At 72.9% G+C, this 12,720-nt stretch carries 11 protein-coding genes; 6 read left to right on the top strand and 5 right to left on the bottom strand.

The features are described from left to right. Positions 1-3: 3 nt before the first annotated feature. Complete coding sequence (locus tag ACYVPE_RS05690) at positions 4-858, bottom strand: helix-turn-helix domain-containing protein (RefSeq protein WP_461032284.1); 855 nt, start codon at positions 856-858, stop codon at positions 4-6. Positions 859-1,005: 147 nt separating this feature from the next. Between ACYVPE_RS05690 and ACYVPE_RS05685 the strand changes: the two genes are divergently transcribed. Next, on the top strand, positions 1,006-1,290 hold the full coding sequence (locus tag ACYVPE_RS05685; RefSeq protein ID WP_461032283.1) for a hypothetical protein: 285 nt from the start codon (positions 1,006-1,008) through the stop codon (positions 1,288-1,290). 150 nt (positions 1,291-1,440) lie between these two features. Here ACYVPE_RS05685 and ACYVPE_RS05680 read toward each other — a convergent pair whose 3' ends face one another. Beyond that, positions 1,441-2,526, bottom strand: a complete 1,086-nt coding sequence (locus tag ACYVPE_RS05680; RefSeq protein WP_461032282.1) for an S-(hydroxymethyl)mycothiol dehydrogenase — start codon at positions 2,524-2,526, stop codon at positions 1,441-1,443. 258 nt (positions 2,527-2,784) lie between these two features. On the opposite strand from ACYVPE_RS05680, the gene ACYVPE_RS05675 reads away from it, so the two are divergent. Further along, a complete protein-coding gene (locus tag ACYVPE_RS05675; RefSeq protein WP_461032281.1) occupies positions 2,785-3,603 on the top strand; it encodes an SAM-dependent methyltransferase in 819 nt (272 codons plus the stop codon). A gap of 40 nt (positions 3,604-3,643) precedes the next feature. After that, on the top strand, positions 3,644-4,213 hold the full coding sequence (locus ACYVPE_RS05670; protein ID WP_461032280.1) for a GNAT family N-acetyltransferase: 570 nt from the start codon (positions 3,644-3,646) through the stop codon (positions 4,211-4,213). Between the two features lie 96 nt (positions 4,214-4,309). Here the strand turns inward: ACYVPE_RS05670 and ACYVPE_RS05665 are convergent, their stop codons facing one another. The 3 genes from ACYVPE_RS05665 to ACYVPE_RS05655 form a co-directional block, all read right to left on the bottom strand. Then, positions 4,310-5,254 carry an HpcH/HpaI aldolase/citrate lyase family protein gene (locus ACYVPE_RS05665; protein ID WP_461032279.1) on the bottom strand — a complete coding sequence of 315 codons (945 nt, stop codon included), beginning with the start codon at positions 5,252-5,254 and terminating at the stop codon, positions 4,310-4,312. Beyond that, complete coding sequence (locus ACYVPE_RS05660; protein ID WP_461032278.1) at positions 5,244-6,482, bottom strand: CaiB/BaiF CoA transferase family protein; 1,239 nt, start codon at positions 6,480-6,482, stop codon at positions 5,244-5,246. The genes ACYVPE_RS05665 and ACYVPE_RS05660 overlap by 11 nt, the downstream gene beginning before the upstream one ends. 142 nt (positions 6,483-6,624) lie before the next feature. Continuing rightward, positions 6,625-7,548 carry a LysR substrate-binding domain-containing protein gene (locus tag ACYVPE_RS05655; protein ID WP_461032277.1) on the bottom strand — a complete coding sequence of 308 codons (924 nt, stop codon included), beginning with the start codon at positions 7,546-7,548 and terminating at the stop codon, positions 6,625-6,627. A gap of 183 nt (positions 7,549-7,731) precedes the next feature. Between ACYVPE_RS05655 and ACYVPE_RS05650 the strand changes: the two genes are divergently transcribed. From ACYVPE_RS05650 to frc, 3 genes are all read left to right on the top strand, one after another. Further along, a complete protein-coding gene (locus ACYVPE_RS05650; protein WP_461032276.1) occupies positions 7,732-9,081 on the top strand; it encodes a CitMHS family transporter in 1,350 nt (449 codons plus the stop codon). 13 nt (positions 9,082-9,094) lie between these two features. After that, on the top strand, positions 9,095-11,221 hold the full coding sequence (locus tag ACYVPE_RS05645; protein WP_461032275.1) for a 3-hydroxybutyrate oligomer hydrolase family protein: 2,127 nt from the start codon (positions 9,095-9,097) through the stop codon (positions 11,219-11,221). A gap of 166 nt (positions 11,222-11,387) precedes the next feature. Next, a complete protein-coding gene (gene frc / locus ACYVPE_RS05640; RefSeq protein ID WP_461032274.1) occupies positions 11,388-12,641 on the top strand; it encodes a formyl-CoA transferase in 1,254 nt (417 codons plus the stop codon). The last annotated feature ends 79 nt before the right edge of the window (positions 12,642-12,720 follow it).

Genomic DNA, 12,720 nt, shown 5'->3' with positions numbered 1-12,720 from the left:
CTCTCAGGTGCTCTGCGCGATGTGATGGATCAGGTCGCGTGATTCCTTCGGCCCGAGTGCGCATGCATGCATCCGATCCAACACCGTCCGGTACTTGACCAGGTGGGGCTCGGTGTCCACGAAGGCCGGGCCGTGATCGGTATCGAGTTGGACAGTGTCCAACTTGGGCACGTCCCCCTCCAAATAGATGATGCCATGGCCTGAGCTTGGGAAGGCGCCCGCGCCGAAGGGGACGGTAAGTACGGTGATGTGTTTCCGCTCGCTCATCTCGACCAGGTGCTCAAGTTGCTTGCGCGACACGACTGTTCCGCCAAAGCCCATGCGTAGCGCCGCCTCATGGATGATCGCGGTGAACGGGGTGGGGGTGTCGCCGTAGATCACGCCTTGGCGTTTGATCCGGTGCGAGACTCGGTGTTCGACTTCGGGCGGCGTAAGCGGCGGAACGACCTCATCGAAGACGGCCCGGGCGTGCTCCCTTGTCTGGAGCAGGCCTGGCATATGGATGACGGAGCCCACTCGGATGCCGGTGGCGTGGTGCTCCAGTTCCGCGAGGTCAAGCCAGTCTCCGGGCAGGATGTCGCGGTACTCCTCCCACCATCCCCGGCTCCGGCCGCCTGTCATCATGGCGAGCCCCGCGATCAGGGCTTCGTCCGAGCAGTTGTAGGCGCGAGCGGTGGCACGTACCCGGTCTGCGCTCACGGCATAGCTACCGGACTCGATGCTGCTGACGCGGGATTGCGATGAGCCCAGCAGCCTCGCGGCGTCGGTTGTCGTGAGTTCCGCGTGATTGCGCATGCGTCGTAGCTCGACCCCCAAGCGGCGCTGGCGAATCGAGGGCGGAAGCTTGCTTTGAGCCATCCTGCTCTCCATCTCGGATCCCAGTGGGTAACCCACACGAGTGGCGTTGAGAAATATATCGAAGTTCTATGGAAGGTGACGCTCGACCACTCTATGGTTCACGTAGGGCAAGGTATCAAATCCCCTACGTGACGGGAGACTTCCGTGATGGTTCCTGACCTGCTCAATGACCCGGCCAGCTACGAGCGCGAGTTGCGCGCACTCGTCGTGGAGACGGCGCCCAAGATGTTCGGCGTCGTGGCCGAGGAGACGTTGGAGGACGGCGGTCGAGACGCGGCCGTGGTCGCCTGGGGACTGGAGTACGAGGACGGCAGGGCGCTCGTGTTGGGGGAGGGGGACCAGCGGACGCTGCGGTTGTCGTCGGCGGATCGGGCCGTCACCTGGTACTCCCGGTTCACCGGGTGCGACATCCGGCTGGTGCGGGTCGACTGAACCGCCGACGGCCCGCCCCGTTCGGGTGTTGAGTGTGACGCTGTGCCCATCAGCTACCGGTCGACGTGGGCCTAACGTCACGCTGCCGGGCCAAGTCCGGGGCGCTGGCACGGGCGGCCACGGTTGCCTGCCCGCACCTCCAGCGGAGCGTTACAGCAGCACGACGGAGCGCAGCACCTCGCCGGTGCTCATCCGCGCGAAGGCCGGCTCCACCTCGTCGAGCGCGATCGTCTCGGATACGAAGGCGCCCAGGTCGAGCCGGCCTTGCAGGTGCAGATCGATCAGCATCGGGAAGTCCCTGGACGGCAGGCAGTCGCCGTACCAGGAGGACTTCAACGCCCCGCCCCGGCCGAACACGTCGAGCAGCGGCAGCTCGATCGTCATCTCCGGCGTCGGCACGCCCACCAGCACCACCGTGCCGGCCAGGTCGCGGGCGTAGAACGCCTGCCGGTAGGTCTCCGGGCGGCCCACCGCCTCGATCACCACGTCGGCGCCGAAGCCGCCGGTCAGCTCGCGGATCGCCTCGACCGGGTCGGTTTCGCGGGAGTTGACGGTGTGGGTGGCGCCCAACTGCCGTGCCCAGGCCAGTTTTCGATCGTCGATGTCCACCGCGATGATCCGGGCCGCGCCCGCGAGCCGGGAGCCGAGCACCGCCGCGCTCCCCACCCCGCCGCAGCCGATCACCGCCACACTGTCCCCGCGGCCGACGCCGCCCGTGTTGATCGCGGCGCCGATCCCGGCCATCACGCCGCAGCCCAGCAGCCCGGCCACCGCCGGGGACACCGAACCGTCCACCTTGGTGCACTGGCCCGCGGCCACCAGCGTCTTCTCGGCGAAAGCCCCGATGCCGAGCGCCGGTGTCAGTTCTGTGCCGTCCTCCAGGGTCATGCGCTGGGTCGCGTTGTGGGTGTCGAAGCAGTACCAGGGCCGCCCGCGCCGACACGCACGACAGCGACCGCACACCGCACGCCAGTTGAGGATGACGAAGTCGCCGGGTGCCACCTCGGTGACCCCGGGGCCGACCGCCTCGACCGTGCCGGCCGCCTCGTGCCCGAGGAGGAAGGGGAAGTCGTCGGTGATGCCGCCCTCCCGGTAGTGCAGATCCGTGTGGCAGACCCCGCAGGCGAGCACCCGCACCACCGCCTCGCCCGGGCCAGGGTCAGGTACCAGCACCTTCACGATCCGGACCTGCTCGTTCTTCCCCGGTGCGATGACGCCCCGCACTTCCTGCGCCATACCTGACCGCCCTTCCGCAGCGATATCGCGTTCGTCCGCATACATTTCGCTCCCTGGGAAGGTATCCGGATCCGGGGTGGAACCCCCGTCGGGAACCGGCCACGCTGAACGCCCGTAACCTGCCGTGAAACGTGGGGCGTTACGGTTGCTCGAACCCGACGAACCCCGGGCCTTGGCCTCACTCGTTCGGGTTACTCTGACCGGGCACGAACCCATGGGTAACAGCGGCAACTCCAGAGACTGAGAGACGGAGCTTCGGTGGTGGAGCAGGATGGCGGCTCGGCGGCGGGCCAGTCGGCGGACATCGACCTGAGCAGGCCGAGCATCGCCCGCGTCTACGACGCGGTGCTCGGCGGCAAGGACAACTACGAGGTCGACCGGGTGGTCGCCGACCAGGTGCGGCTCGACATGCCGCACATCAGCGACGTGGGCTGGTTCAACCGCGCGGTGCTGGGCAGGGGCGTGCGCTTCCTCGCCGCCGAGACCGGCATCGACCAGTTCCTCGACCTCGGCGCCGGGTTGCCGACGCTGGAGAACACCCACCAGGTGGCGCAGCGTCACGACCCCGAGTCCCGGGTGGTCTATGTCGACATCGACCCGATCGTGCTCGCCCACGGCCGGGCGCTGTTGGAGGAGAACGAGCACACCGCCGTCGTCACCGCCGACCTGCGCGAGCCGGAGAAGGTCCTCGCCCACCCCAGCGTGCGCCGGCTGATCGACTTCGACAGGCCGGTCGGCGTGCTGCTGATCGGGATCCTGCACCACCTGCACGACGACGAGGACCCGAAGGGCATCGTCGACGCGTACATGGACGCGGTGCCGGCCGGCAGCCACCTGATGATCACCGCCTTCTGCGACACCGGCCCCGAGGCCCGCGCCGTGGAGGAGACGATGCTGGAGTTCCTCGGCACCGGCCGCTTCCGCACCATGGAGGAGATCACGGCCTACTTCGACGGGTACGAGCTGCTCGACCCCGGCGTGGTGGCACTGCCGATGTGGCGTCCCGACGGACCGGTCGCCACGCCGCTCTCCATAGCCCAGCGCCTGATGGTCGGCGGCGTCGCCCGGAAGAACTGACCGGCGAGGGCACGCCGCCGCCTGCTGCGATGATGCGGACATGCACAACGGCACCGCGGGGATCGCGGACCTCGGCGGCGGCGTACGACTCAGGCCCGCCCGGGCGGACGACCATGTCGCCCTGAGCGCCGCCCTCGTGCGGGACCGCGCCCATCTGGCGCCCTGGGAGCCGCACCGGCCCGACTTCTTCTACACCCCGGAGGGCCAGGCCGCGCGGCTCCGCGAGCAGGCCGCGGAGGCGGCCGCCGGCCGCGTCGTGCCCTGGCTGCTGGAGGACGGCGACCGGGTGGTGGGTGTCGCCACCCTGACCGGCATCGTGCGCGGCCCGCTGCAGAGCGGAAGCCTCGGCTACTGGGTGGCCGCCGACCACGCCGGCCGCGGCCTCGCCGGGGCGGCCGTCGCCCACGTCCTCGCCGACGCCCGCGACCGGCTCGGGCTGCACCGGGTCGGCGCCGGCACCCTGCCGCACAACGTGGCGTCCCAACGGGTGCTGGCGAAGAACGGGTTCGAGCGGATCGGCCTCGCCCCCCGCTACCTGCACATCGCCGGCGACTGGCGGGACCACGTGCTGTTCCAGCGGATCCTGCACGACGCCCCGCCGGGGGCTTGAGCGCACGGTTCTCGCGTGGCCGGGCCTACGCGGCGGAGCCACACCCCGGCGCCGCCACGGCGCGGAGCGCCGTGCGGCGGCGGCCCCCGGGCGGCCTCACGGCCTCGCGGCACGCGTGTCGTGCCTGGCCAGCAGCAGGCGGGCGGTGGCGGCCATCGCCTCGTCCACCATCTCGCCCTCGAACACCACCGCCCCGGCCCCGGCCGCCTGCCCGGCCGCCACGGCGGCCACCAGCCGTGCGCAGCGGGCCAGTTCGTTCTGGCTCGGCGAGAACACCGCGTTGATCACCGGGACATGGGAGGGGTGGATCGCCATCAGCCCCGCGTAGCCGAGGCCGCGGTTCTGCTCGGCGAAGGCCCGCAGCCCCGCCAGGTCGGCGATCCGGGTCCACAGCCCGCCGACCGGATGCGCCACGCCGGCCGCTCGGACGTCGAGCAGCACCCGGGAGCGCAGCGCGCGGGTCTCCTCGCCCTCCGGGGTCCAGCGGTAGCCGACCGCCCGCTCGACGTCGCCGCCCGGCGCGGTGAGCGCGCCGGCGTAGCCGACGCGGGGGGCGGCCGCGGCGATCTCGAAGGCCGAGCGCAGCCCGCGGGCGGTTTCCAGCAGCGGCACCAGCGCGAACGCCCCGTCCGGCAGGCCGTGTTCGCGTTCGCACCAGGTCAGCAGCCGGTCCGCGAACCGCACCTGCTCCGGTTCTGCCACCTTCGGCAGCACGATCCCGGCGAGCCCCGGGCGCGCCACCGCCCGCAGCTGCTCGGCCGCCCGCCAGCGGTCCAGCGGGTTGACCCGGACGAACAGCGCCATGCCGTCGCCGGCCGCTTCGACGGCCTCGGCGACGCGCTCGGTGGCTGCCGTCTTGTCGGCCTCGGCGACCGCGTCCTCCAGGTCGAGGATCGCGGCGTCCGCACCGGCGGCCGCCGCCTTGGGCAGCCAGTCGGTCCTGGTGCCCGGCACGAAGAGCAATGAGCGCAGCGGCGGCCGCGCCAGGTGGGTCGTCGGGTGGGTCGTCCGGTGGGTCGTCGGGTTGGGTTCAGATGACACCGTTCCGCTCCAGTTCCGTCAGCTCCGCCTCGGCGATCCCCAACCACTCGCGGTAGACCAGCCGGTTGTCCTGACCGAGGGCCGGCCCGGTCCGCCACACCTCGCCCGGCCGTTGCCTGAAGTGCGGGAGCACCGCCTGCATCCGCACCGGGCCCAGGTCGCGGTCGGGGACGGTGACGATGTCGCCGCGCTCCGCGTAGACCGGGTCCTCGGCGATGTCGGCCGCGCTGAACACCCGGGAGGCCACCACCTCGGCCTCGGCGAACGCCGCCAGGCAGACGTCGGTGGAGCGTTCACCGACCCACTCCCGCAGCCCGGCGTCGAGCCGGGCGCGGCCGGCGTGTTGGGCCTCGACGGTGGCGAACTCCTCGTCCGGCAGCCCGAGCAGCCGGGCCACGTTGCGCACCGAACGGAGGGTGGCCGAGGTGACGGTGATCCACTCGCCGTCCGCCGACCGGTAGGTGTTGATCACCGCGGCCGGCGCCACGGCGAGTTGGTTGCCCGACCGTTCCGGGGCCTCGCCCAGCTGGTCGTGCACGATGACCTGCCACTCCACCAGCCTGAACAGCGGCTCGAACAGGGCCAGATCGATCCACTCGCCGTCGAACTCCCGGTCGGTGGACCTGCGGTGCAGCGCGGCGAGCACCGCGTAGGCGCCCATCAGCCCGGTCACCGCGTCGCCGTGCGAGAAGCCGGTGTGCACCGGCGGCCCGTCAGGGAAGCCGGTCAGATGGACGACGCCGCTCCTGGCCTCGCCCATCTTGCCGAAGCCCGGGGCGTCGGCCCGCGAGGAGGTGGCGCCGTAGCCGGATATCTGGAGCAGCACCGCCCGGGGGTTGAGCCGGTGCACGGCCTCCCAGTCCAGGCCCCAGGAGCGCAGCCTGCCGGCCCGCATGGTCACGATGACGACGTCGGCCCACGCGATCAGCCGGCCGGCCACCGCCCGGCCCGCCTCGCGGTGCAGGTCGAGCGTGACGGACCGCTTGTTCCGGCCGGCGACCTTGAACCACAGCGGCACGCCGTCCCGGCGCGGCCCCATGGCGCGCGCCGGGTCACCGGCGCCCGGCGGTTCGACGTGCACCACCTCGGCGCCCTGGTCGGCGAGCATCGAGCCGGCCAGCGGACCGGCCACCACATGGGCGAACTCGACCACCCGCAACCCGCGCAACTGCCCCTGCCGGGGCCCGCCCGCCGGCTCCCGCCGTGCTTCAGCCTGTTCGTCCGGCACCCGCGCTCCTCACACCGTCGACCTCCGCTCCGCCCTTCGACGGAGCGGGCCTCCTCAGCGTGCCCAGCTCCAGCGATGCCCGTCCAGCAAAAGACGTGCCTGAATCCATGCGTATCTCGCATGAATCGGGGATCCGTGGCGTTCAGGCCCAGGAGACGCCGGCCGGGAGTTCGTCCCCCGAGGCGCGGAACTCCTCGATGGTGCCGAGGAACCGCTCGGCGGCCAGCGGCACCGTGCGCCGGGTGCGCAGCGCGAGGTCGAGCCGGCGGTCCACCGCGGGTTCGACCAGCGGCCGGGTGACGACGGGCCCCGCGCCGAGCAGCGGCAGCACCAGCGCGGGCAGCGCCGTGACGCCGAGCCCCGCGGCCACCAGGCCGCCGACCGTGGCGACGCTGACCGCCTCGGCGGCCGGCGCGGCCGTCGCGTCGATCTGGCCGAAGGCCGCGTCGGTCAGCCGGCGGACGCTGGAGTCGCGGCCGACGGCCAGGAACGGGCGGTCGGCCAGGTCGCGCCAGCGCACCTCGGCGCGCTCGGTCAGCGGGTCGCCGGCCGGCAGCACCGCCACGAACCGGTCGCGGATCAGTGGCCGTCCCAGCAGGTGGTCCGAGGGGCGGCCGACGGTGGTGATCGCGAAGTCCGCGTCGCCGTCCGACACCCGCCCCAGCACGGCGCGTTCCAGCCCGTCGAGCAGCCGCACGGAAACCCGGGGGTGGGCCGCGCGGAAGCCGGAGATCACCCGCGGCAGCAGTACCGCGGCGACCGAGGGCAGGGTGGCGACGGTGACCGTGCCCGACTCGCCCTGCAGGAAGCGGCGTAGCTCGGTCATGCCGGCCCGGTGCGCGGTGATGACCTGCTCGGCGACCCGCAGCGCCTCGACGCCGGCCGGGGTCAACCGCACGTTGCGGGTGTTGCGTTCCAGCAGCTGCGCGCCGAGCAGCCGCTCCAGGTCGGCGACCACCCGGCTGAGCGAGGACTGCGAGACGTGCAACTCGGCGGCCGCCGCGGTGAAGCTGGCGGCGCGGGCGACGGCGGCGTAGGCCGCGAGCTGGCGCAGCGTGGCATCCATGGCTGGCGAGCATAGGCCGATCCCACCGCAATGATGCGTAGATCGCATGAATGAATCTCGGTTTGATGCTGGACTCTGATCTGTCGCTGCTCGGACACTCTCCAGCAACGCGCCGGGGCCGCCCCCGTGGCGCCGCCCCGTCCGCCGCCGCCGGGGGCCGTAACCCGAGAAAGCGAGCCACCCATGCTGGCAACCCTGGGCTTCGCCACGATCGCCGTCTTCCTGCTGCTGACCATGACCAAACGGGTCTCCGTGCTGGTGGCCCTGGTGCTGGTGCCGGTGCTGGCCGCGCTGGTCGGCGGCCACGCGGGCGAGCTCGGCGACCTGATCCTGGAGGGGCTGACCCGGGTGGCCCCCACCGGCATCATGATCGCCTTCGCCGTCCTCTACTTCAGCCTGATGGTGGACGCCGGCCTGTTCGATCCGCTGATCCGCCGCATCCTGCGGTTCGCGCAGGGCGATCCGCTGCGGATCACGGTCGGCACGGCGGTGCTCACCATGTGCGTGGCCCTGGACGGCGACGGCGCCTCCACCTTCCTGATCACCATCTCGGCGCTGCTGCCCGTCTACAAGCGGCTCGGGATGAGCCCGCTGGTGCTCACCGGCGTGGTCTGCCTGGGAGCGGGGGTGATGAACATGATTCCCTGGGGCGGGCCGACGGTGCGGGCGATGGCCTCGCTCGACCTGGAGAGCTCCGACATCTTCACCCCGGTGCTGCCGGCGATGGCGTTCGGCATCGGCTGGGTGCTGCTGGCCTCCTGGCTGATCGGCCGCCGCGAGCGGCGCCGGCTCGCCGCCCTCGGCCCTGACGAACGGCCGGCGGTCACCGAGGAGTTCGACCAGCCCGAGGGGAAGGCCGGCGCCCGGGTGGGGGAGGGGCCCGGCACCCTGCGGCTGCCCGAGCCGACGACGCCGACCTGGCTCACCGTCGTCAACCTCGTCCTCACCGTGACCCTGATGGTGGCGCTGATCGCCGAGGTCATGCCGCTGCCGGTGCTCTTCGTCCTCGGCTTCACCGTCGCCCTGGTCTTCAACCACCCCACCTGGGAGGGGCAGCAGGCGCTGCTCGAACGGCACGGCAGGAACGTCGTGTTGGTGACCACCATGATCTTCGCGGCCGGCGTGCTGACCGGCGTCCTCACCGGCACGGGGATGATCGACGAGATGGCCAGGGCGCTGGTCGACGTCATACCCGGCTCGCTCTCCGGCCACCTGCCGGTGCTGGTCGCCGTCACCGGCATGCCGCTCAGCCTCGTGTTCACCCCGGACGCCTACTACTTCGGCGTGCTCCCGGTGCTCGCCGAGACCGCGGCCGGTTCCGGCACCGATCCGGCCGAGGTCGGACGGGCCGCCATCCTCGGCCAGATGACCACCGGCTTCCCGCTCAGCCCGCTCACCGCCTCCACGTTCATCCTGGTCGGCATGAGCGGGGTGTCCCTCGGCGAGCACCAGCGGTTCATCTTCCGCTGGGCCTTCGCCACCACCCTGGTGATGACCGCGGGCGCCCTGCTGACCGGCGCCTTCGCGCTCTGAACGGAGTCCGACCATGGTGCACGTCTCCCGCCGCCGGTGCCGCGCCGGTGTGCTCGCCGGCCTGCTGCTCGCCGCCGTCTTCCTCACCCCGGCCGCCCAGGCCGCGCCGGCCGGCGGCGAGGCCCGACTCCCCTCCTATGTCACCTCGTTGACCGCCCGGCACCTCGACGGTGTGGGCGACGACCTGCTCACCGCCGGCCTCGGCCTCGACGGGCTGCGCGACCCGGAGCCGCCGTCCTTCGCCGACCCGGACCACCCCACCCCGGCCGAGCTGCGGCGGCGCGCCGTCTGGGGCGCGGCGGGCCTCGCCGGCGACGACTCGGGCGGACTCGGCCGCCTCTACGGGCCCGATATCGGCCCCGACGGGCGCCCGGTGCCGGGCGACGGGCGGATCGCGGGCACCGAGTACACCGCCACCGCCGGCACCGGGTCGGCGTCCGTCACCTTCGTCGTCCAGGTGCCGGACGACCTGAACAGGGCCAGGCCCTGCGTGGTGGCCGCGCCGTCCGCCGGGTTGCTCGGCGCCTACCAGGCCCTCGGCGGCGCCGGCGCCTGGGCGCTGCACCGCGGCTGCGCGGTGGCCTACACCGACAAGGGCATGGGCCCCGGCTTCCACGACCTTGGCTCCGACACCGTGATGGCGGTCGACGGCACCACCGGCCCGCGCGCCGAACTCGGCGACCGCGCCGTCTTCGACGCGGGTCTGAACGCGGCCGAGCTGGCGCGCTACGACGCGGACAGCCCGCACCGGGTGGCGTTCAAGCAGGCGCACTCCGGCCGGAACCCGCAGGCCGGCTGGGGCCGGGACACGGTGCGCGCCGTCGAGTTGGCGCTGGCGCTGCTCAACCGCGACCACCGCGCCGGTGGCCCCACCGCCGGCTACACCGCGGCCACTACTACGGTGATCGCGGCCGGCGTCTCCAACGGCGGCGGGGCCGTCCTCGCGGCCGGCGAGGAGGACCGGCGTGGCCTGATCGACGCCGTGGTCGCCGCCGCGCCGCAGCTCAACGTCGAACCGCCGCGCGGCAGCACCGTGCGGCAGGGCGGCGTCCCGGTGCCGGCCGCCGGGATGCCGCTGATCCGCTACGGCGCGCTGGCCGCGCTGCTCCAGCCCTGCGCGATCCTCGCCGAGCCGGACGCCCCCGGCTACGACTCCTTCGACCAGGCCGCCGCCGAGCGCCGCTGCGCCGCCCTGGTCGGCGACGACCCCCGGCTGATCTCCCGCTGGGACGCGGCCGCCGCCGGGCCCGATGGGCTGCCGGAGCTCGCCCAACGGGCCCTGGTCCGCGCCGGGTTCCAGCCGCGCTCCGGGTATCTCCAGGCCAGCCACTACGACCCGCAGACGCCGGTGTCCTACGAGATGAGCTTCGCCCGTGCCTCCGCCGCCGACGCGCTCTGCGGCTACAGCTGGGCCGCCACCGACGCCGAGGGCCGCCCCGCCCCCTACCCGCGGGACCAGCTCGCCGCCGCGTTCGCCACCAGCGGCGGCCGGGCCCCGGCGCCCGGCACGCTGATCAATGACGATTCGTTCGGCGGCCCGGTCGCCGACCGGCGCTCCCTCGGCCCCGACGGCCGCCCCGACTACAACCTGGCCGGCGAACGGTGCGTCTACCGGCTGGCGTTCGGCACGGGCGCCGGCGCCGGCACCGGCGCCGGCGCCGACCCGGCCGAGCGGGCCTGGGCCGACCGGGTCGCCAGGGGGCTCGATCAGACCAGGCGGGACGGCGACCTGCACGGCAGGCCCGCGCTGATCGTCCAGGGCCGGGACGACGCCCGGGTGCCCGTCAACCACAGTGCCCGCCCCTACCTGGGCCTCAACGCCCGGGCCGAGGGCGGCGCGAGCGGTCTCTCCTACCTGGAGGTCACCAACGCCCACCACAGCGACAGCACGGCGGCCGGCTTCGACAACCGCTACGTCCCGCTCGGCTACTACTACCAGCAGGCGCTCGACCTGATGTGGGAGCACCTGACCGAAGGCCGCCCGCTGCCGCCCAGCCAGGTCGTCCGCACCACCCCGCGCGGCGGCGAGCCCGGCCGGGCACCCGAGCTGACCCTCGCCAACGTGCCGCCGATCGCGGCCGATCCGGCGGCCGGCGACCGGATCAGGACCGACGGGACCGGGGTGGACGTGCCCGACTGACGGCCCCGCGGCCCGCCCCCCCCACCCCAACCCCCCGGCCTCAAAAATATGCCCCTGCCGAACCCTGGACAGCCGCCGTCGACAGCCGCGACCATATGGGCTACTGCATACGGTATGCAATCTCCAATCGCGCCACGTCGGGACAGACCAGCGAGGGGACGCCCACATGACCGAGGCAGCCGGCACCGAAGCATCCAAGGCCCTGGCGGGGGTGCGGGTGCTCGACATGACGCACGTCCAGTCGGGCCCCTCCGCCACCCAGCTGCTCGCCTGGCTGGGGGCCGACGTGATCAAGCTGGAGACGCCGGGGCGCGGCGACATCGCGCGCGGCCAGCTGCGCGACGTGCCCGACGTCGACAGCCTCTACTTCGCCATGCTCAACTGCAACAAGCGCAGCATCACCCTCAACCTCAAGACCAGCCAGGGCAAGGAGCTGTTCCGCCGCCTGGTCGCCAGGGCGGACGTGCTGGTCGAGAACCGCGGCCCCGGCGTGGTGGACCGGCTCGGCTTCCCCTGGCCCGAGCTGCGCCGGCTCAACCCCCGGCTGGTGTACGCCAGCATCAGGGGCTTCGGCCCCGGCCGGCACGCCGACGTCCGGGGGTACGAGATGATCGCCCAGGCGATGGGCGGCGCGATGGCCACCACCGGCTTCCCCGACGGCCCGCCCACCGCGAGCGGCGCCGGGATCGGGGACTCGGGCGCCGGGATCCACCTGGTCGCCGCGGTCCTCGCCGCGCTCTACCAGCGCACCGTCACCCGGCAGGGCCAGCGGGTCCAGGTCACCATGCAGGAGGCCGTGCTCAACCTCTGCCGGGTCAAGCTCCGCGACCAACAGCGGCTGGACCGCGGCCCGTTGGCCGAGTACCCGGGCCGCCCCTCGGGGTCCGAGGTGCCGCGGGCCGGCAACGCCTCGGGCGGCGGCCAGCCGGGCTGGGCGCTGCGCTGCGCGCCCGGCGGGCCCAACGACTACGTCTACGTTATCGTGCAGCCGCAGAGCTGGGCGACGCTGGCCCGGCTGATCGGGCGGCCCGAACTCGCCGACGACGAGGGCTGGTCGACACAGGAGGCCAGGCAGGCCAAGCTGGACAAGGTGTTCGCGCTCGTCGAGGAGTGGACGGAGCGGCGCGACAAGTGGTGGGTGATGGACGTGCTCACCGAACGCGGCATCCCCTGCGCGCCGGTGATGTCCACCCGGGAGCTGATCGACGACCCGACGCTGGCCGCCGTCGGCGCCGTCGTCGAGGTCGAGCACCCGGAACGGGGCGCCTTCCGTACGGTCGGCTCCCCGCTGCGGCTCTCCGACTCCCCGGTGGAGATCAGCCGGCCGCCGCTGCTCGGCGAGCACAACGACGAGGTCTATCGGGAACTCGGCTACACCGCACGACAGGTGGCCGGCCTTCGGGCGATCGGCGTGATCTGAGGCCGGAGTTGGGAGAAACCGGCGCGGGTCCGTGCCGTCCGGGACCTGTCCCGGCGCGATGATCTCTGGAATACTGTAT

It is taken from the genome of Streptomyces mayteni, assembly GCF_054783955.1.
This window is presented reverse-complemented; position numbering and strand designations above follow the sequence as displayed.

What these genes read in the sequence shown, in the direction of transcription:
- ACYVPE_RS05690 (WP_461032284.1), bottom strand. Translation starts at nt 858, where the DNA reads ATGGCTCAAAGCAAGCTTCCGCCCTCGATTCGCCAGCGCCGCTTGGGG.
- ACYVPE_RS05685 (WP_461032283.1), top strand. Translation starts at nt 1,006, where the DNA reads ATGGTTCCTGACCTGCTCAATGACCCGGCCAGCTACGAGCGCGAGTTG.
- ACYVPE_RS05680 (WP_461032282.1), bottom strand. Translation starts at nt 2,526, where the DNA reads ATGGCGCAGGAAGTGCGGGGCGTCATCGCACCGGGGAAGAACGAGCAG.
- ACYVPE_RS05670 (WP_461032280.1), top strand. Translation starts at nt 3,644, where the DNA reads ATGCACAACGGCACCGCGGGGATCGCGGACCTCGGCGGCGGCGTACGA.
- ACYVPE_RS05655 (WP_461032277.1), bottom strand. Translation starts at nt 7,548, where the DNA reads ATGGATGCCACGCTGCGCCAGCTCGCGGCCTACGCCGCCGTCGCCCGC.
- ACYVPE_RS05650 (WP_461032276.1), top strand. Translation starts at nt 7,732, where the DNA reads ATGCTGGCAACCCTGGGCTTCGCCACGATCGCCGTCTTCCTGCTGCTG.
- ACYVPE_RS05645 (WP_461032275.1), top strand. Translation starts at nt 9,095, where the DNA reads ATGGTGCACGTCTCCCGCCGCCGGTGCCGCGCCGGTGTGCTCGCCGGC.
- frc (WP_461032274.1), top strand. Translation starts at nt 11,388, where the DNA reads ATGACCGAGGCAGCCGGCACCGAAGCATCCAAGGCCCTGGCGGGGGTG.